Annotated in this window: 16 protein-coding genes; 6 read left to right on the plus strand and 10 right to left on the minus strand. The window is 54.6% G+C overall.

The genetic code is table 11. The annotated features are described in order from the left end of the window. Positions 1 to 8: 8 nt before the first annotated feature. The 3 genes from kynB to OEV49_04335 are packed head-to-tail and all read right to left on the minus strand — an operon-like array spanning position 9 to position 2,678. Positions 9 to 647, minus strand: a complete 639-nt coding sequence (gene kynB / locus OEV49_04325) for an arylformamidase (protein ID MDH3890288.1) — start codon at positions 645 to 647, stop codon at positions 9 to 11. Then, the gene (locus tag OEV49_04330) at positions 644 to 1,810 is read right to left on the minus strand and encodes an aminotransferase class V-fold PLP-dependent enzyme (GenBank protein ID MDH3890289.1); all 1,167 of its coding nucleotides are present in this window, start codon (positions 1,808 to 1,810) and stop codon (positions 644 to 646) included. Before OEV49_04330 ends, kynB begins: the two co-directional genes overlap by 4 nt. A gap of 22 nt (positions 1,811 to 1,832) precedes the next feature. After that, positions 1,833 to 2,678 carry a deoxyribonuclease IV gene (locus tag OEV49_04335; GenBank protein ID MDH3890290.1) on the minus strand — a complete coding sequence of 282 codons (846 nt, stop codon included), beginning with the start codon at positions 2,676 to 2,678 and terminating at the stop codon, positions 1,833 to 1,835. A 175-nt stretch (positions 2,679 to 2,853) separates the two neighbouring features. Between OEV49_04335 and OEV49_04340 the strand changes: the two genes are divergently transcribed. Together OEV49_04340 and OEV49_04345 are read left to right on the plus strand one after the other, a co-directional pair. Then, the gene (locus tag OEV49_04340) at positions 2,854 to 4,014 is read left to right on the plus strand and encodes a hypothetical protein (protein MDH3890291.1); all 1,161 of its coding nucleotides are present in this window, start codon (positions 2,854 to 2,856) and stop codon (positions 4,012 to 4,014) included. A gap of 255 nt (positions 4,015 to 4,269) precedes the next feature. Then, positions 4,270 to 4,722 (plus strand): hypothetical protein, encoded by a 453-nt coding sequence (locus OEV49_04345; GenBank protein ID MDH3890292.1) that lies wholly within the window; start codon positions 4,270 to 4,272, stop codon positions 4,720 to 4,722. A gap of 29 nt (positions 4,723 to 4,751) precedes the next feature. Here the strand turns inward: OEV49_04345 and OEV49_04350 are convergent, their stop codons facing one another. From OEV49_04350 to OEV49_04365, 4 genes are all read right to left on the minus strand, one after another. After that, on the minus strand, positions 4,752 to 6,563 hold the full coding sequence (locus OEV49_04350; GenBank protein ID MDH3890293.1) for a YCF48-related protein: 1,812 nt from the start codon (positions 6,561 to 6,563) through the stop codon (positions 4,752 to 4,754). A gap of 108 nt (positions 6,564 to 6,671) precedes the next feature. Continuing rightward, the gene (locus OEV49_04355) at positions 6,672 to 7,097 is read right to left on the minus strand and encodes a RidA family protein (protein ID MDH3890294.1); all 426 of its coding nucleotides are present in this window, start codon (positions 7,095 to 7,097) and stop codon (positions 6,672 to 6,674) included. A 23-nt stretch (positions 7,098 to 7,120) separates the two neighbouring features. Further along, positions 7,121 to 7,498, minus strand: a complete 378-nt coding sequence (locus tag OEV49_04360; GenBank protein MDH3890295.1) for a hypothetical protein — start codon at positions 7,496 to 7,498, stop codon at positions 7,121 to 7,123. A gap of 99 nt (positions 7,499 to 7,597) precedes the next feature. Next, entirely contained in the window at positions 7,598 to 9,022 is a 1,425-nt protein-coding gene (locus tag OEV49_04365) for an aldehyde dehydrogenase family protein (GenBank protein ID MDH3890296.1), read from the minus strand. A 336-nt stretch (positions 9,023 to 9,358) separates the two neighbouring features. Here OEV49_04365 and OEV49_04370 point away from each other — a divergent pair, with 336 nt between their 5' ends. The 3 genes from OEV49_04370 to OEV49_04380 are packed head-to-tail and all read left to right on the plus strand — an operon-like array spanning position 9,359 to position 12,231. Beyond that, positions 9,359 to 9,724, plus strand: a complete 366-nt coding sequence (locus OEV49_04370) for a prepilin-type N-terminal cleavage/methylation domain-containing protein (protein MDH3890297.1) — start codon at positions 9,359 to 9,361, stop codon at positions 9,722 to 9,724. An 11-nt stretch (positions 9,725 to 9,735) separates the two neighbouring features. Next, positions 9,736 to 10,560, plus strand: a complete 825-nt coding sequence (locus OEV49_04375) for a prepilin-type N-terminal cleavage/methylation domain-containing protein (GenBank protein ID MDH3890298.1) — start codon at positions 9,736 to 9,738, stop codon at positions 10,558 to 10,560. A 15-nt stretch (positions 10,561 to 10,575) separates the two neighbouring features. After that, positions 10,576 to 12,231, plus strand: a complete 1,656-nt coding sequence (locus OEV49_04380; GenBank protein MDH3890299.1) for a hypothetical protein — start codon at positions 10,576 to 10,578, stop codon at positions 12,229 to 12,231. 74 nt (positions 12,232 to 12,305) lie between these two features. Here the strand turns inward: OEV49_04380 and sppA are convergent, their stop codons facing one another. Genes sppA through OEV49_04395 form a run of 3 tightly spaced genes read right to left on the minus strand, consistent with a single transcriptional unit; the run spans position 12,306 to position 16,575 of the window. Continuing rightward, positions 12,306 to 14,708, minus strand: coding sequence for a signal peptide peptidase SppA (sppA, locus tag OEV49_04385; GenBank protein MDH3890300.1), 2,403 nt, complete (start codon positions 14,706 to 14,708; stop codon positions 12,306 to 12,308). Positions 14,709 to 14,731: 23 nt separating this feature from the next. After that, entirely contained in the window at positions 14,732 to 15,775 is a 1,044-nt protein-coding gene (locus OEV49_04390; protein ID MDH3890301.1) for a DUF4097 domain-containing protein, read from the minus strand. Positions 15,776 to 15,780: 5 nt separating this feature from the next. Beyond that, positions 15,781 to 16,575 (minus strand): RNA methyltransferase, encoded by a 795-nt coding sequence (locus OEV49_04395; GenBank protein MDH3890302.1) that lies wholly within the window; start codon positions 16,573 to 16,575, stop codon positions 15,781 to 15,783. Positions 16,576 to 16,591: 16 nt separating this feature from the next. On the opposite strand from OEV49_04395, the gene OEV49_04400 reads away from it, so the two are divergent. After that, positions 16,592 to 19,252 carry a BamA/TamA family outer membrane protein gene (locus OEV49_04400; GenBank protein ID MDH3890303.1) on the plus strand — a complete coding sequence of 887 codons (2,661 nt, stop codon included), beginning with the start codon at positions 16,592 to 16,594 and terminating at the stop codon, positions 19,250 to 19,252. Positions 19,253 to 19,339: the final 87 nt, after the last annotated feature.

Below are 19,339 nucleotides of genomic sequence, written 5' to 3' on the forward strand. Positions count from 1 at the left end.
AGCGACTCTCAAACTACCCTCAGCACCGCCCGCACTGGGGAGGCGTCCATGCCGACCAGCTTCAAGGGAAAGGCGATCAGTTCGTAGACTCCGGCTGTCACCTCCTGCAAGGCAAGGTTCTCAAGTATGGCCACACCTCCTTCGGTCAGTATATGATGCGATTCCATTGTCTTGGAGTCGAACGGGTCGACCGAAGGTGTGTCCAACCCGACCAGTTTCACACCAGACCCCACAAGCATCCTGGCCGCATCAGTTGATAAACAGCAAAAGTCGGTATCAAACGTCTCCGGCATGTCCGAATGCGTTTTGAACAAGAGACGTTCGGGCGTTGACTCAGGCAGATCGTTCAAATAGTCGACCGTAATCTGCGGTGCATTTAGAGCATCCACAACCAGCGCCGGTCCAAAGTAAACGTCCAGGGCGACCTCCGAGATCGAGACGCCGCCTTGCCGAAAGTGAAGCGGCGCATCGGCGTGCGTCCCGGTGTGCAGGGACATAGTTGTACTGCCGACATTGCAGGAGTCGCCGCGATCCATCTGCATCACCCAAAACCGATGATACTCCGTATCCCCCGGCCAAACCGGAATACCGGGAGCAACCGGCTGTGAGATATCGATCAGCCCCGATCTCTGTTTGTCTGGCTTCACGTCTTCTGCTTAACCGATAGTTCGGTTAGAATCTTTTCAATCTCGACCACCAGGTCGTCGATTTCCTGATCACTGTTGTAAAAGTGCGGCGAGACGCGGATGCCGGCGCCCGGCCGGTAGTCGACAAGGAAACTGCGGGCCAGTAGTTCGCGCGTGACCGTCTCGGCCTTAGCGACATTGAGAGTTATTGTTCCCCCGCGATGTTTCGGATCCTCCGGCGTAAAAACGGACCACTCACGTTCCCGGGCCAATTGGGCCAGGCGCGAGGTCATCTCAAGCGACCGCTTTCGAATACGCGGCACACCTATTTCTGTAATGATGTCCAGCCCGGGTTGGCAGGTATACAAGGCCGGTACCGCCGGCGTACCGTTCATCCACTTGTAAGAACCCTCGGCAAAGCGTATCGGCGAGGGGTCAAAAGCGAACGGGTTTTCGTGAGCCAGCCATCCGGTAAAACGCGGCGTAAGTTCCAGGGCTACCTCTGGCTTAACGTACAGGTAACCCACACCGGGGCCGCCACACAACCACTTCAAACAACCGCCGGCGGCAAAGTCGGCGCCCAGTGTCTGGATATCGACAGGTACCGCCCCCAACCCCTGGAAAATATCCACCAGCACCAGCGCGCCGACCCGGTGCGCTTTCTCGATAACGGCAGCGACATCGACAATATATGCCGACTTGAACAGAACCTGCGAGATCGATACCAGTGCCGTCGTTTCATCGATAGCATCCAACACCGCCTGGGTCGGCACAGTCATGCCGTCGGGACACGGCACGATTTCCAACCGTCCCCGATCGCGTAGCGTCTGCCGGTACAAGTATAACAGCGATGGAAACTCCTGCTGGACCATTACGACCTTGTCGCGGGGCTTATCAAAATCAAAACATGACAGCACCGTTGCCTGCGCACTGGTGACATTGGCGTGGATCGAAACCGTGTCGGATGCGGCATTCATCAACGATCCGATTTTGTCGCCGACTGTCCGCGCTATCATCCACCACTCTTCCTCCCAGGCACGAACCCCGCGTGTGCTCCATAGCTTGAGGTACCGATCAGAACACTCGCGCGCTTTGTTGGGCATGGCGCCCAGCGAATTGGCGATAAGATGATGGCAATTCTCAAGCGACTCGAATTCGGTGCGGTAGTCCAGAAGGTCTTTCATACACTCGCTCAGGGCAGACTCCCTACTTGACCAATCCTCGCAAGATGGCCAGGTTTTCGATGTCTTCAGAAAGGTCATCGCCTTTGGGTGTCTCAAGGATCATGGGCACTTTCTTAAGCCTGCGATCATTAACGATATTTCGAAAGGCCTCAAGGCCTATGTGCCCTTTCCCGATGTGTTCGTGACGATCCTTGCGCGATGCGAATTCCCGTTTGCTGTCGTTCATGTGAATGACCTGGAGGCGCTCCAACCCGACTATATCATCAAACTGCTTGATTGTCTTTTTGAAGTCTTTCGGATCGCTTAGGGGATAGCCGGCCGCAAAAATGTGACAGGTATCCAGACATACGCCTATATGTTCTTGGTCCTCGACGCCATCAATGATCTGCGCCAACTGTTCGAACTTGTAACCGAGGTTGGAACCCTGCCCGGCGGTCGCTTCCAACAAAAGCGTGACATTGTTGTCGCCCAGTTCATCGAACATCAGATTGATGCTCTCAATAATCGTGGCCAGACCAAGCTCTTCGCCGGAACCGACATGTGAGCCGGGATGCAATACCAGGTTGGGAATCTTCAAAAGGTTACAACGCTGCATTTCTTCTGTGAGCGAGTTGCGAGATTTCTCGCGTAAGGCTTCATCCGGCGACGCGATGTTGATCAGATAGCTGGTGTGCGAACACGAAACCGTGACCCCGGTGCTTTCAATGGCCGCAAGGTACTGATCGACTTCGGCCGTCTCAAGCTTCTTGGCCCGCCACTGATTGTTGGATTTGTTGAACATCTGGATGGTATCGCAGGTTGCCTTTTTGCCTCGTTCGATGGCGTTGAAAACACCACCGGCGATAGATTCGTGGGCGCCAAACAGCATATCGTAATCCTTAAAACAGGCCTTTCAAGTTCACAAACATCAAAATACGAAAACGGGGGCAGGATGCAACCGGTTAATCTGCACGATCAATCTGCAAGAAACTAATTGCATCGACAACCTTGACCACCTATTAATGTAGAAGAGGAGTGTGACGATCAAACCGGAGGGATTCAATATGCCAAACAGGGCAGGAATATGTACGCTGACAAAGATTGTTGCCCTGGCCCTGGCGACATTTATGTGGGCGTCGGCTTGCGATGATTCGCCCAGCGGACCACAGGTTTTTATCGACCGACCCCAGGTTGAGCCGGTACCGAATGACCAGGCCGTCGACGTTGCCAACAGTCCAACTCTGATCTGGCCGAGTGCTGATGCCTTCGACCAATCGGCGCGTTACGAACTGTATCTCGACACCGTCAACCCACCAACTCTCTACGCTGTTAATCTGACCGACACCGTGTTCAGACCTGACTGGCTGGAATCGGGTTGGACTTACTATTGGCGGGTGATCACCAAGGGTGTACGTCGTCGCAATCCGGCTTCACCTCTGTGGAGCTTCACAACAAAGAGCATAACCTATCCGGTGGCGGTAGGTAACAGTTGGCGATACAGGAGCAATTCCTGGTATGAAAACCTCCAACCCAAGAGTCTGGTGCCGAGATTTGGTGACACCACCTTTGTCATCAGGGAAGTAGAGATTGATAACTTCGACAGCGCAATCGGAGGACCCGGACGATACCGCTTCCACACAGGAACCACCGGCCGCACCCGCCCATCTGAGGCCTCTTGTTACTACGAAGTTCATCAGGACGGTTTGTACATGACGATGGCTGAAGTTGGGACCGGCAGCGGCGTATGGCCCAAGACGGGGAAGGGCATAAGTTATAGCTTCGCCGGCAGGACATTCAATTCGACGAATGCTCTCTCAGCTTTTCTGGGGGCTGGCATCCCGGGTGGGTTCGCTGCCGGGTCGGATCATGATTATCCTCGAAAGTCCCTCCAATACCCTCTCAGGATCGGCACTCAGTGGACTTATACGGAGAACCATGCCACTCCGGGAAGCGTGGTGCGTCGAGTCGTCGACAGGCAAAGCATCGAGATCGGCTTGGGCCGTTTCGACTGCTTCGTCATCAGGCAGTTGCACAACCTGGCCGAAGACGGTACTTGGGACAATACTCTCGAGATTGTCGATTATGTCGCTGCCGAAGGACTTATCAAGCGCAGAACAATAGCCCGGGATGTGCAAATCAATGATTGGGGGCATGCCTATCCAATTGGAACGGCCGACATTGTCATCGAGGCATTCCTGACCGATTTCGATCTCATCGACCCGTGAATCCAGTAGGGCAGGTCTGCCTTCAGACCTGCCGGAAAAGGCGGGTTCACGCCGCGGCGCGCAGGCGAAGCCGGACCCGCCAAAGCTGTAAAAGCCTGCCCTGATTGAAGAAACCGGTCAACCGCGTCGGCCAAATCCAGTCCGCTTAACATTTTTGCACCATTAACTTAGCGGTTTGACTCTATTTTCTGGCCAGGTCGAAATTTCACTGACACGATCTGTCAGTCCCCCCTGTTAACATGTGTCTGAGCAAACTTGAACCTGGTATGGGGTATCCAAATGGAGCATTCGATTCTGATTCGAGACACCGAAGTTAAGGTCACCGATGTTCTCGACATGATCTCGCGGGGGCTGTCATATTACCAAATCCTGCTGACTGACACACGATTGACCTTGACCGACATTATGGTAACGGCCAAGCTGGCCAAAGAACTAATCGAAAATTTCGTGGAAACCGAACACATCATCGTAGTGGAAGGCTCAATCCAGATTGCCGCCAGTGGCGGTCGCATTCAAAATGTCAGTAAAATGCGCGAAGACCACCCAAGAGCCTTTATGAAATGGAGCGAAACAGAGGAACGTCAACTGACTGATCTGTTCCACTCAGGAAAGAGCCTGAATGAAATCGCCAAGGTACTGGAACGTAAACGGGGTGCGATTAAGTTGAGGCTTAAGAAACTGGGACTGCTTCGCGACGATGAATCATAGCAGGTCTGCTCCGGCTCCGATCTGTTGGGTTACCATCCGCCGTTGGAAGTGTGGATGATTGTTCCGTCGCGACCTGCCGCCCAGCCGTGGTTTCGATCAGTAAAAAACAGACCCTGGAAGACGTCGTCGCTTCCGGTTTCCTGTAGCTTCCAGTTCTCGCCGCCATCGGTAGTGGCGTAAACATCACCGTTGTATCCGGTCACCCAGCCATAGAGCTCGTCGACGAATTGAATTCTAAAAAAGTGCGCCGGTGCGTCCAACTGAACAGTCCATGTGAGCCCACCATCGGTCGAATGAAAAACCCGGCCACCCCCGGCGCACCAACCATTCAGGGAATCGAGGAAGATGACCTCGTGCAACCAGCCCTCCAACGCAACCGGGTTTTGGACCCACAGCTCACCCCCATTGACAGTTCTGTAGACTCCCCCATCCCTCCCCACGATCCATCCGATTTGCTCACTGACGAAACAGACAGATTCCATCGATTCCCACACCGGGGCAACCTGTCCTCTCCAGGTGACGCCCCCGTCGTCGGTGCGTGCAATAGTACCGGCCCAGCCGACCGCCCAGCCGACTGTGTCATTGACGAAGTCGATATCGTACAGACCTCTCCCCAGGTCCTCAATTTGCTTTTCCCAGGTGTATCCGCCGTCGGTGGTATGATAAACAGTGGCGCCTGCAGTTACATACCAGCCCTCGGTCCGGCTTATGAACTCGATTTCCCAAAGTCCCAGCTCCTGCTCACCTCTCGGATTCCAGGTTTTGCCGCCGTCCTCGGTAGCGAGGAAAGTCCGATACCCACCCGCCCAGCCATGGAGACTGTCAACCATCTGAAGGGTGTTGAACCAACTACCTGTGCCGGTACTGATCGGTTCCCAGGTAACGCCGCCATCGACACTCCGCGCCATACGTCCGCCCCTGCCCGTTGCCCACGCCATATCTCCCTGAAAGTCGATCGACTGATAGCTCCACCAGCCAAGCCCGTTATCGATGACTTGCCATGTTTCCCCTCCGTCGGTCGTCTTTTGCAAAGGTCCCTGTATCCACCCAGTGGTGTAATCGGTGAACAGAACATCACTGTGCTCCACCGGCGTAAGGGTTACCATCCATGTCTCACCACCGTCGGTTGTGCGGAGGCGCACTCCTGCAAAACTATCGTAATAAATTGCTTCGCCGACAGCAACTCCGATCCATTGATCCGCAAAAGCAACAGCCTTCAACCTCATATAGGTGTTGTCATGTTCAATCGTCTGGGATTCCCAGGTCTCGCCTCCATTTATAGTGGACACAACCCGATTCCCACCGACCGCCCAGCCCACTCTGTTACTGTGAAAGAAGACGCTCCTCAGCGACACACCAACACCGCTTTGCTGTTTCTGCCAAACACTACCACCGTTGCTGGTGTGGATAATCGTGCCGGAAGCGCCTACCGCCCACCCGTTCAATTTATCAGTGAAGGTAACATCGTAGAGACTTGACGGTGTACCGGAGGAAACTTGATACCATGATCGAAAAGCGTTGGTTGTTGTCAGTATCAGGCCATTTGAGCCGACTATCCAGGCCGACTTGTGATCGAGCATGCAAATTGCGTTCAAATTCAGATCAGTATTGCTCTTCTCGCGAATCCAGCTATCGCCGGCATCGACTGTGCGTAGAATGGTGCCGGCATCCCCTACTACCCAGCCGTTCTGTTCGTCAATAAACTCAATATCTCTGATATCATTGCCAGTTGGCACTGGTCTTTGAGTATGCCAGCCTCTGCCCCTATTACTGGTTTGCGTAGGACCCTTGTTATCACAGGCACAAAACGTAACTAGCAGAACAGTGACAAGAAGCGCCACGACTACCCCATGCGGTGACTTCAAAAGAACGTTCACAGCGATACCCTCCAGTCAAGACAAGATCTATCAATCTTTTGTGCTGTCCTCTATCACTGTGAAGATGGTGCATTAAGTCGTCTTTGTCAAGGACGTTATCACTTTGCGGGAACACCCGACCAGCGCCTCGGCCTCGATCTCGACCAGCCAGTCATCGCGAAGAAGGGCCTTGACAACAACCATAGTGGCGGCCGGTCGGATGTCTGAAAAAAACTCGCCGTGCGCACGGCCTACATCTTCGGCGTGCACTGCATCGGTGAGGTAGATGCGGGTGCGGTATACATCGGCTAGCGAACCGCCCGCTTCTTCGATAGCGTCCTGGATTATAGACAGGCATCGTCGGGTCTGACCGACGGCATCGTTGGGGCAGGCGCTGCTACCGTCGGGCAGGATCGGCGCCGTGCCCGACACCGCGACCAGGTCGCCCACGCGCACGGCTCGTGAGAAGCCTATCTCACTCTCGTATGGTGATGCCGACGATATCAGAGTTCGTTTCATTTCATTCACTTCTATCTACAGTTTCAGGCTGTCGGTGTCGTCGACCGTCCCTCGAACAACCGCACCGTTTCGTCGTTGAAAAGTACGAAGATGCCATAGATGCCCAAGGCAGTTCCAAACGGGATTCCGGGCAGGTTCAAGAAGGACAGGACCAAAGCCAGAATCCGCGCCCAGTTCTGGTGTTTCAAAAGACCCCAGCCCGCCAGTATGCCCGGTACCGACGTTACTGCAACCATGGCTGCTATGAATGTTCCGATCGTAACCAATAGCAGAACTTCCTCGTCACTGGGAGCAAGGGCACCCCCAAGTCCGAAAATGGCAAATACGGCTACCGCTGCAATCAACCCCATTATACCGAATACTATGAAAAGTATGCCCAACACCTGTACATGTTTCTCCATACCAATTCTCCTCTTCGTAACTCAGACTATAACCGTGACGTTTCTGTTTTCTCAATAATGTCTTTGGATATGTTGTTCGGCAACTATTATCTGCACCGGCTATTTCAAATTCATCGAAAGAATCTTGATCTCGGTCATGTCCTCTATCGAATAGCGCACTCCCTCCCGACCAAGCCCTGAGTTTTTCATACCACCATACGGTTGATGGTCGGCGCGGTAGGTAGGGATGTCATTCACCACCACGCCACCGCACTGGATATGTTTGAAAGCATAAAACACATCCTTCAACCGATTGGTGAAGACCCCGGCCTGTAAACCGTATTCGGAGTCGTTGATTTCGGCGATAACCTTCTTGAAACTCTTGTATGGTTGCACCACGGCCAATGGAGCGAAAGCCTCTTTCGAGCAAACGTCCATCGTCCTCTTAACATTGGTCAGCACCGTCGGCTGCATCAATCCGCCGCGCGCCGCACCGCCGGTAAGAAGTTCGGCGCCGTCCGCGACCGCCGCTTTGACAATCTGCATGGCGGCTTTGACCGCCTCACGACTGACCATCGAACCTATGTCGGTCCGGGGATTCAACGGATTGCCGACTTTCAGCTTGAGAACTTTGGCCTTGAACAAGCGAAGAAAACGGTTGTAGATTTTCTCGTGTACATAGATCCGTTGAACCGAGATACAGGATTGCCCCGCCACAGCAAAGGCGCCATACAACAGACGGGTGGCAGCAAATTCGAGGTCGACGTCGTCAGCGATTGCCACCCCGGCGTTGCCGCCCAGTTCGAGCACCACTTCTTTCCGGCCCGAGTGCTCTTTGATCCACCAGCCGACTTCGGAGGAACCGGTAAAAGTAATCAGCTTAACACGAGGATCGTCCAACAACGGCGAGGCTTCCCGGGCTGATCCCGGCAGAATCGATACGGCGCCTTTGGGATGGTCGGTACCGTCGATCAGCTCGGCCAGCATCAACGCTACTATCGGCGTGCTCGAAGCCGGCTTGAGGACGATTGTATTGCCTGAAGCAATGGCCGGTGCGATTTTGTGCGCAACCAGGTTCAAAGGGAAATTGAACGGAGATATCCCGGCAATGACGCCGCGTGGAAAACGCCTGACCAATCCCATCCGCTCCTCCGAGCCGGGCGACCAGTCCAGGTCGATTATCTCGCCACCCACCCGCTTGGCTTCCTCACCGGCCACTCTGAACACACCGATACTGCGGGTAACCTCGCCGCGCGCATCCGTGAGCGACTTACCCAGTTCGCGAGACATCATGGTGGCAATCTTTTCGTGGTTCTTCTCAAGTCCGGCAGCTACAGCCAGACAGGTTTGTTCACGTTGGTACGACGGCAGATCGCGGGTTTGCTGAAATGTCTGGTGTGCTATCTTGATCGCCTCGGTATAGTCTTTTCTGGAGGCTGCCGCCACCTGTCCGACAACAGCGCCGTTATATGGGGAAGCTACTTTTATCTTATTGGCTCGGTCAACCCAGTGACCTCCCAGGTACATCTTATAAGTCTTGGCCATTTTGTCTCCAGTGTAACTTAGGTTCAGGTCTTCAGTATAATCACCGATTCTCCCGAATTCCACCGGTTTGTTGAACCGGAACAATCCAACTCCCCTAGTCAGTGTTGACCTGTGGGCGATACCCCATACTTTATGGGCGACTTGGAATGAGAACGAGCGTTTTCAGTTGAGTGAGCTACCCGTAGGTCCAGAAACTGCTCCGGCTCGCCCGCCCTCCGGGCCGCTAACAACTTACCCGCCACCTACTTACAGACCCCAGCCGCCAAGGCCAACACAATTGTACTCAGGCGGCACAGCATTTACAAGATAGAAAGCAACAAGCTGAGGAATTACTTTATGCAAAAGCGCAAGATTCATAACGAAAAAGGTCTCTCCTTACTGGAAGTGTTGGTAGCGATGATCATCCTGAGCGTGTCGCTGCTGTTACTTTTGAACATGGCAATGGTGGCCCTGGACGGCAACGACTGGGCCAATAACGCCACTATGGCCACGCAATTGATGCAGGAGAAACTGGAGCAGCTCAGGAACACCGGCGATCTGGTCAACGGCAGTGACACTATAGAAGACTACGTGCGTACTTGGTCGGTCTCGACCGTTGCCAAACATCTCAGGAAGGTCGATGTCTGCATTAACTGGGAGGACCTTCGCAATTACGAAAAAGCCGACACGATGACGGCGTTCATTCAATCTGATTCGGTGTAGGTGGTGACAAAATGAAAAATGTAATAGACAAACTAAAGCAAGTGCGGGGGGCCAGCCTTTTGGAAGTGCTGGTCGCTTTGGCCATTACAGGTGTGGTTACGTTGGCCGTGTTCAAAGCCTATATTACCCAACATCGACACTACATCGTGCAGGAAGATGTCACCGACATTCAGCAAAACGCCCGAGCCGCGATCGATGAACTCTCTCGACACGTGCGTATGGCCGGACACGATCTGCCGATGGGAATGGCGGCTATCGCTGCGTCCAACACCAATCCGGATACGATCACGATAACTTATCACACCGATGCCTGCGATACCTACATTTCAGCACCAATGCCGCAGCCGTCGGCGGAGTTGAAGTGCGGTACCGATATCTCCTGCTATTGGACAGGACAGTGGGTTTACATTTATGAGCCGGCCGTGAACATCGGCGAGTGGTTTGAGATCACTCAAGTACAGGAAGCATCCATGCACCTGCAACACAACACTATGCAATTATCGCGGAAGTACGGCGCCGATTCGGAAATCCTCTCCCTGACTCAGGTGAAGTTCTATATCGACACGACCGACACCGAACATCCCAATTTGATGATTCAGTATATGGGTCAGACGCCACAGGTCTACTCGATGAACATGACCGATCTGCAGTTTGTGTACCACATGAGAAATGGTGACACTCTCGATGCTCCGATCCTGGTCGATGATATCAGAGAGATAGCTATCTCGGTCACCGGACGTTCCAACAGTCCCGACCCGGAAGCCCCGGATACTTCCGATGTATATAGATTCCGCACCTTCGCCACGTCGGTCTACCTGCGGAATCTGGAATCCTAGAATAGGTGGTTCAGTATGAATAAGTTTGTACTCAAATCTGAGAGCGGTTTCGCCACCCTGATAGCTCTCTTGATGGTCGGCATGCTGACTTTGTTGGGCATCGCCGCCCTGTCGACATCCGACGATGAAGTAAACATCGCCGGCAATGAACTTCAGGAGATGCGCGCCTTTTATGCCGCCGAGGCGGGACTCGAAGCCGCCGGAGCAGCCTTGCGCTCCGAGTTCGACTCGACCGGAGCTCCGCCTACCAAGATGCCCGCGGCCAAACTGGAATTGAACGAATGCTACCTGGTCTATGAAACCGTCGATGACGGTCCCATGACTCAGGAAATTCTTGCCAGGGGGACTCTCTCAGGATTGCATGCGTCGGTCAAATCGTTCACCGTAACGGCCATGGCCGAAAGCAAGTTCGACCCCGGTCAGATAACTCTCCGGGAGTCCTTTCAGATGGCCTTGATTCCGATTTTCCAGTTCGCCGTTTTCTATAACAACGAACTCGAATTCGCCCCCGGACCGGCCATGACCATATCCGGCCGCGTGCATACCAACAACAAAATGTACCTGCAGGCCGGCAACAATCTCACTATGGACAGTTGGGTTACCTGCGCCAAGGATATCCATCATGGCGGCACCGGCGCTGGAGCTATCGGCGCCGGAGGTGATGTCTTCATCAAGGACGTCTCCGGCAACGATCAAAACATGCTCCGCAGCGGTGTCTGGCTGGACAGCGATCACGCCAATTGGTATGACTCTTCGGTGGCCCGCTGGGGCGGCATGGTGCGTGATCAAACCCACGGCCAGGAGCAGTTGAACGTGCCTGTGGACGATCCGGGCGGTGACCCGCACAAGCTGATCGAACCCTCAGCCGGCGGCAACAGCGACTCGTTCGAAGGTAAAGCCAGCCTCAAAATCATCGACCGTACCGCCTTTCGCTTAGTCGGCGGTATCTGGGTCGATGTAACCGCCGACATGGTGGCCAAGGGAATCATAACGTTCAACGACGATAAGTTCTATGACACCCGCGAAGTTGAAAATGTCGACGTCATGGACCTTGATGTTGATCTGATGTACACCGAAGGATACGGTCCGGCCAACGGTGTGCTCTATGTCTCGGATGGGACTTCAGACTTCCCGGCCGTACGACTGGTGAATGGCGTCGAACTCGACGCCGCATTGACCGTGGCCAGCGAGAACCCGGTCTATACTTTCGGTGATTATAACCGGACGAACAAGAAACCGGCTGCGATCCTCGCCGATGCCATCACTTTCCTCTCCGACCAGTGGGATGACAATAAATCCACCTGGTCACTGGCTACTCGCAACAAGCCGATGCACACGACGGTCAACTGCTCGTACATCGCCGGCAATGTCGAGACCGATGCCACCAATTACAGCGGCGGTTTCGAGAATCTGCCCCGTTTTCTCGAAGACTGGTCCTCGCGCAACCTGAACTGGGCCGGTTCAGCCGTCAACCTTTGGAACTCGGTACAAGCCGACGGCTCCTGGGGCAAGGCCAATGTCTACAGTGCCCCCAACCGAAGTTGGAATTACGACACCGACCTCGATGACCCGGCCAACATGCCGCCGGAGGTTCCGGTTGTGCGCATCCTTCAGCGAGTCGGCTGGAGCCAGGAATTTGTCAGCTACTACGACGCCGGGGCTGCTCATTAACCTGTTCCCCGTAGAAATAGAACTACAAAACCCGCCTTCTCGGGCGGGTTTTTCTATGTCGATGGGTTGGACGGTTATTCAATGATCAAATCATACGGCATCCGCGCATAGATACCTTCTTCGGTCAACGGGGGCACGTTTTCCAAGGCCTTGTCCACGACATCAACGTTGCCTGAAAACAATCCGGCCACCATACCGAACAGTGAGCGCCCCGGCAGCGCAAACCAGGAGCGTCTCTCTGGAAACAGCGCAACGCGGTAATCGGATACCCGAAGTTGCGAAGCTGTGTAGTCCAACGCCTGCTTAAGCCCGCCCATCTCGTCCACCAAACCATACTTCGCCGCTTCCCGGCCGGTCCAAACCCGACCCTGGGCCAACGCATCTATCGAATCAACCTCAAGGGTGCGGTTGTCGGCCACCAACTTGAGAAAGTGATCGTAGAACGCCTGCATCTGCGAGAAATACTTTAGGCGCTCATCGTCGGTGAAGCCTCGCATGGTGCTGAGCATCCCGGCATAGCGACCACGGGTATACATCTCGGTACCGAGATCGATCTTGTCGTACAGACCGCTGAAATCCGGCTTACCGCCGAAGATACCTATCGACCCGGTAATACTACCCGGCCCGGCGTAGATACGTCGAGAATTCATGGCAATGTAGTAGCCACCGGAAGCGGCCACATTGGCCATGGAAACCACCAACGGTTTCTTGCGCGCTGCTTTTTCGGCAATATGATGGATCTCCTCGCCCGCCAGTGCGAAACCACCCGGTGAATTTATGCGCAGAACAACACCGGCTACCTTCGGGTGTTGCAGCGCTTGCGCGAATCCGAGATTCATCAGCGACGGTGTCACGCCCCGCCGCCGCTGGAACGGGTTGGGACTGCCTGATGAAGTAATCTCACCGTCGGCTACCACCACAGCCATCACCGGAAGGGGAGGCCAGCCATCGTTGAGCAGGGTGTCGGACAGATATCTTTTGAAAGATACCTGCGGCATGGGCGACAAGATGCCATGATGCAGATCATCATGATAGCTCAGGGCGTCGACCAGACCGTATTCGAGAGCCTGTTCGGAATCAAAAGGTCCCTGATCGATCAGGCTACGTACCGAGTCGGCCGAGAGCGAACGCCCGGCGGCAATAGTCGAGACCAACTGATCGAATAAATCGTCAAGCAACCGATTAACCTGGACTCGGTTCGCATCGGATGCTTCACTGCGAGTGAACTTCTCGGCGGCGCTCTTATGATCACCGACCTGCATAACGTCCGCCTTAATACCTATCTTGTCCAGGCTGCCGGCATAGAATGTCAACTCCGCCTTCATGCCCACCAGCCGCAAGCGATCGACCGGTGTCATCAATATGCGGTCGGCGGCTGATGCCACGTAGTACGCGATGTTACCGGCGCGTGACAGATGGCAGGTGATGAGTTTGCCGCCTCTCTTGAACTCGATCAGGGCTGCCCAAAGCTCCTGCGCCTGAGCAAAACCGAGTGAGAGACCGCGCAGACTGATAAGCATCTCATCAATCGACGGATCTTCAGCTGCCCGGTAGATATTCGTGATGAGAACGGCAAACGGTGTGGGCTTGTGTCCGAAAAATGGTCGCGGCGGGTTTTCGGGCATACGGCCGGAAAGTCCGAGAGCAAGACGACGACCGCGCGGTCCGATTATCGAGCGCTGTCGCTTGCTGGTGCTGCCGGCGTAGACATCGCTGTTAAGGTGGTCACCACCGCTGGAATAATGTGTCTGTGAGCCCACGAAATACTCGAGCAAATTGGCTCTCAAACCGATCTGGAAATTCTTATCCGAGTCGATCTGCCCCCGAAGGTAGAGGCCGTTGTTGGATGCCAGCTCGGCGTGGTAGACATAATCGGCATTGGGTAGCCGGGTGCCGGTGGAAAGGAACATGTCGACCGAAAAAGTGAAGCGGTGGCCGATCGGACGATAGCCTATCGAATAGCGCATCTCTGTTTCTGTCCGATTTCCCTCGGAGTTTTTGCTGCGGTTCAAGTTTTCAAAAACCGCCGCCCATCGAAGTTTATCACGTCCGCCCAGAATACCGACATTCCAGGTATGGCCTTTATGAAGCTCCGGCGGACCTTCTTTGAAATACCGATACGACCCTCCCACGTGCGTGCCGTCTCCAAGCGTCGTGCCCAGCGCAAACAAATACTCTTTCAGGTCATCGCCGTCCGGCATGTAAACGTTGCGATAGGCCATGGCCAGGCGGTCTCGGGTCGTGACCAAGCCCCAACTGCGCGCTTGCGTATCATCGTGCAGACCGGCTATCAACTGAAGGGATGCCGCACTATACCGGGCCAGCCCGGCCGGGTTGACCCAGGCCGCCTCGGACCCAAAAACCGAAGCTGCCGGTTGGTAGTAGAATACGCTCGAAGGTATCTCCATTCTCTGGGCGAAAATCTCTCCTGAATCAATCAGAAAGACCAGACCGAACAGAAGCGTCAGAGTTTTCATGTTACAATGCACTATGGACTCCCTCATTCACTGGCTGTGACATAGATGTTCCCTTTGCCTCGGATGGATCCGCTTATCAAACCGCCACCATCCCCGACCACGAGATTAAGTCGGTTTTGTTCAACCAGCTCGGTCGTGAAAGCAAAGTGCTCAGCTTCGATCTTGCTGCCCCCATCCACGGTCAGCGTCAGCACCGCCGAGAACTCCTCAGGCAGCATGAGTTCAATATCTTCATAGCGATTGCTAATCAAGAGTTGCCCCGTTCTCAGTTCGGCCAGCGAGATCAAGATCGGCCCGGAGGTGCACCGTACATAACTCTTGTCATCGCCCGGGTCCCAATCCTCGACTTCGATTCGTCCATAGGCATTCTTAACATTCAGCCCGCCGGTAAGACCATGGATACGAATATCCCCGCCGTCGTTGCGAAGAACGGCCGGTTGGCTCAGATCGCTGATTCCCTCAGCGGTTAGAATCGAGTTTGTGGTGGAAACCGTAATCTGCCCGGATACGTCGGTGACCGTGATGCGTTGATTGGCTGTCTGGACCTCCAGGCGCTTGGACACATGAGCTATATCCATCCGTCCGAGAGAAGCGGTGTTTTCGAAAGAAACGAAGGGGCCATCGGCGTCAATATCGAATTCAGCAGCCTCGATATCTACCGCAAAACCTTCCGGAATTTGGAGGACCGCCTCCACAATACCGGACTCATCAGCTTTCCACGGGGGTGGATTGGGGGCTCGCATCTGAAGCTTAAGACCGCTCGGCGTTTTGCTCAGCACTACCGCAATCTGATCAAGATAGTCAACAGCATGAGACTTCCTGGAAGTGCGCGCTTTTTTGATGTAGGTCAAAACCGCACTATCTTCGGTCGTGGCCAAAATCTGCAACTCCCCACGGAGGCTCGCCGCGGACTTGACCGAGAGCTGAGTACCCTTGCCGGGCATAACCGATCTCTGCAACTCCCTGGTGGCAAAAAGTCCGTTCGATTCTTCACGAATCTCCTGGGCGATAGACGTCGTCGACATCATCACCAGAAAAACACCTATTAGAGCAAGGGACTTCTTCATAGTAATCATTTACCTTCAACTTGATCGTAGAATTGCTTCATCATTAAAGCCGCTGCCACAGCAACATTGAGAGATTCCACGCTGCTCTCGTGCTTTAGCTGCCAACGGCAGTTCGCTGTATTTGCGATGGGCTCGGACAGACCCACCGCTTCGGAACCGACGGCCAGGATCACCCTGTTTCGTTTGGCATTGACCGGTGGTCCGGCCGTGGACCTGCCATTTACGTCGGCCGCCACCAGCGTGAACTCGCCTTCTGCGGACAACTGGGCCGCTTGGGTCGCCGTCGTCCGGATCAGCTTCACACCGAATATCGTACCCGCCGAAGCTCGCACCACCTTGGGCGCAAACGGATCGGCGCAGGCACCGACCAGCAACAGAGGATTGAACCCGAAAGCCAGGGCGCAACGTATAAGGGTGCCCAGGTTGCCGGGGTCCGAGATGCCATCGCACAATAAGACTTTACGATACCGCGGCTTCAGAAGTTCAGTCGGCGACCATTCCATCATGTCGAAAACGCCCAAAAGACCCTGTGAGGTGACACTGTCGCAGGTCGCTTTCATTTCTCGCGCCGAGGTGCTGGCAAGAGGTATACGTTTGGCACGAAACCGTCCGACCAACGCTGAAGCTCTGTCGGTCAACAACGGCTTGGCAGTAAGCAAGAGCCGGGGACCTACTCGGTGCCGCATGGCCTCTTCCAAAAGCCGCACACCTTCAGCTACGAATCGACCATGGACACGGCGCCCTTTCACAGTGCGCAACGACTTGATTTCTTTTAGTTCCTTTTTGGTGATCGACACCATTTTTTACCTCTGAGGCATGAAACGACTAAGACCCAATGAATCGTTCAAAGCGTCGGCTTGGCAAGTGAAAACTGTACTGACATTGTTGCTGCCGGTTATGATTGCCGTCCACTCCCCCGCCCTAGCCGGCGCTGATATAGTCATCGGCGGGCTGGACGGCCTCAGTATGTCCGGCAACGGTGAGCACCACCGGGTCCTGTTGGCTCTGTCCGGGGGTGGCGCCCGTGGCATTGCCTCGATAGGCGTTCTCAAAGCATTCCATGAAAAGGGAATCGAGGTCGAAGCGATCACCGGCACCTCGATCGGCGGGATCATCGGCGGCCTTTATGCCTGCGGCTATACTCCCGACGAGTTGACCAGCCTGGTCAACAATCTTGACCTGACCGGTCTCTTCTCCAACAAGCCGGCCAGGCGAACCATGTTTCTGACTCAACGCCAGGAGCGGGGTCGACATCTGTTTTCGATCCGCTTCGATGGTTTCATGCCGGTGGTGCCTCGCGCCCTGACGGCCGGGCAGAAACTCACCTCTATTCTCACAACCTGGACAACACGGGCCAATTATCATGCCGGCGGCAACTTTGACAACCTGGCTATCCCTTTCAAAACTATCAGCACCGACATTGTCTCAGGACAGGAGGTGGTGCTGGACAAAGGTTCCCTGACCGATGCCATGCGCGCCACCATGGGCTTCCCGCTGGCTTTCACGCCGCTTGACAAAGGCGAACGCCTGCTCATGGACGGCGGTATGGTCACGCCCATTCCGGTCCAACTGGTAAAAAGCATGAGCGACTCGATCGGCTTCACCGTTGCCGTAAACACTGTCAGCCCGCTAATGCCGAAAGAGGAACTGTCGACACCGGTTGACATCGCCAACCAGGTAACCTCCATAATGACCGCCGACAAACTCAAAGAGCAGTTAGACAAGGCCGACTATGCCATCAAACCGCCCTTGAACGGCATCAGCATGTCCGAATTCAAAGCAAAAGAAAGTTTGATCGAGATCGGCTATCAAGCCGGGCTAACGGCCGCCGACAGCATCATCGACCTGTTGCACCAACGATCAGACAGTTCCGAATTCACCATTGCCGCCATGAAATTCCCCGGTTGTGCCGCCACTTATGCCGATGCTATCGAAAAACGACTGCTCAATCGCCACTTAAGCAAGGCCAGGCTGGTAGCCGACCTTAAAGCTCTGTGCATCGACCTGAAACTGTTTCGGCTGGAAGCGGACCTTGATCTGGTCGATGACACCAGCGTTCATGACCGGCGGCTAAGTCTGGCTATCAGCATACTGCCTCAGAATCGCTGGCCGGACGTCGAGATAGAATTCGCCGGGAATCAGATGTTCCCGGACAGCCTTCTCACCCATCTGATAAAGAGCGACAATGACGTGATTTCGCCGTCTTCGCTCCGTCACGGTCTTGACAAGATTCTCGACCACTACAAACGGCGGGGCTACGACCTGGTGGATATCGAAGGAACCACTCTCTCCGACTGCGGACGGCATCTGACGGTGGTCCTTGATGAAGCAATAGTGACCGGTATCGACATCGCCGGGAACCATCGTACAAGGTCCTGGCTGATCAGGTCCAACTTTTCTCTCAAAGAAGGTCGTCCTTTTTCTACCGGGCGAGCCTCTCGGGGCCTGGCCAATGTTTTTGCCTCGGATCTTTTCAATCGTGTCACGCTCGATCTGGTTCCAAGTGATACCGGCGCCCGGATCAACATCGGCGTCGAAGAAAGGCACGGGCACCAACTCAGGCTGGGTTGGCACTGGCATGATGAGTACCAATCGGAGGAGTTCGCCGAGTTTCTGGACAACAACGTCATGGGTGCGGGCTTGCAGTACTTGCTGCACGCTCGCTACGCGCCGGATCGGCAGGTTTATGCCGCCTCGCTTAAAGCAGATCGCATACTCTCGACCTATCTGCTGGCCAAACTGAACCTACACCACAATCGACTCAATCGAAACGTCTACGACGCCCACGGTAACGTAACCGACGAAATAGACGAAAACCGAACCGGCCTGGAAGTTAAGTTCGGCCAACAAATTTCACGGCTGGGTACTCTTTCGGCCGGTCTGATTGTCCAGGAAGTCGAATACGAATTCGACACCGCGCAGGTTCGAGAGAAATTCGGGCTGCGCGCGCTTAAGTTCGAGTCGCTGGTCGAGACATTCGACCGCCTGCCCTTTCCGGAATCAGGGAAGAAGCATCTTTTTGAGATTCAACTCTCCGGAAAATTCATTGGCGGCGAAGTTGAGTATACCAAGTTCTATTCATCGATTGAAGCATACTGGTCGCTCGGTGGACCCTTGAACTATCATCCAAAACTGGCCGTCGGTCTGTCGCGCTCGGGCTTGCCCGAGTCGGAGAAGTTCTATCTCGGCGGCATGAAGTCCTTCGCCGGATTCCGAACCGATCAACTGTCGGGCGACAAAATTATGACAATGTCTCACGAACTCAGATGCAAACTACCGCTGAGGCTGTATCTGTCGGCGCGCTACGACATCGGCGAGGTCTACGCAAGCGCCGACGACATCAGGCTGTCCGGATTGCGGCACGGTTTCGGCGTGACCGCCGCCCTGGATTCACCGATTGGTCCGCTGGAATTCGGGTACGGCGTTGCCGATGAAGGTTTCGAGCGTTACTATGTCAATATCGGCCTCGCCTTTTAGGATGCATCCTGGGCCGATCGAGTGTATAATGTGTAGGTGAACCTGGGTCCACAAAACTCCGACGCCATACCCGGGCTCGGATAAATC

The sequence above is a fragment of the Candidatus Zixiibacteriota bacterium genome, assembly GCA_029860345.1.
In the GTDB taxonomy this organism is placed as follows: domain Bacteria; phylum Zixibacteria; class MSB-5A5; order GN15; family FEB-12; genus JAJRTA01.

Coding starts and splice junctions, on each gene's coding strand:
- OEV49_04330 (MDH3890289.1), bottom strand. CDS start 1,810: ATGAAAGACCTTCTGGACTACCGCACCGAATTCGAGTCGCTTGAGAAT.
- OEV49_04335 (MDH3890290.1), bottom strand. CDS start 2,678: ATGCTGTTTGGCGCCCACGAATCTATCGCCGGTGGTGTTTTCAACGCC.
- OEV49_04340 (MDH3890291.1), top strand. CDS start 2,854: ATGCCAAACAGGGCAGGAATATGTACGCTGACAAAGATTGTTGCCCTG.
- OEV49_04355 (MDH3890294.1), bottom strand. CDS start 7,097: ATGAAACGAACTCTGATATCGTCGGCATCACCATACGAGAGTGAGATA.
- OEV49_04360 (MDH3890295.1), bottom strand. CDS start 7,498: ATGGAGAAACATGTACAGGTGTTGGGCATACTTTTCATAGTATTCGGT.
- OEV49_04365 (MDH3890296.1), bottom strand. CDS start 9,022: ATGGCCAAGACTTATAAGATGTACCTGGGAGGTCACTGGGTTGACCGA.
- OEV49_04370 (MDH3890297.1), top strand. CDS start 9,359: ATGCAAAAGCGCAAGATTCATAACGAAAAAGGTCTCTCCTTACTGGAA.
- OEV49_04375 (MDH3890298.1), top strand. CDS start 9,736: ATGAAAAATGTAATAGACAAACTAAAGCAAGTGCGGGGGGCCAGCCTT.
- OEV49_04380 (MDH3890299.1), top strand. CDS start 10,576: ATGAATAAGTTTGTACTCAAATCTGAGAGCGGTTTCGCCACCCTGATA.
- sppA (MDH3890300.1), bottom strand. CDS start 14,708: ATGAAAACTCTGACGCTTCTGTTCGGTCTGGTCTTTCTGATTGATTCA.
- OEV49_04390 (MDH3890301.1), bottom strand. CDS start 15,775: ATGAAGAAGTCCCTTGCTCTAATAGGTGTTTTTCTGGTGATGATGTCG.
- OEV49_04395 (MDH3890302.1), bottom strand. CDS start 16,575: ATGGTGTCGATCACCAAAAAGGAACTAAAAGAAATCAAGTCGTTGCGC.
- OEV49_04400 (MDH3890303.1), top strand. CDS start 16,592: ATGAAACGACTAAGACCCAATGAATCGTTCAAAGCGTCGGCTTGGCAA.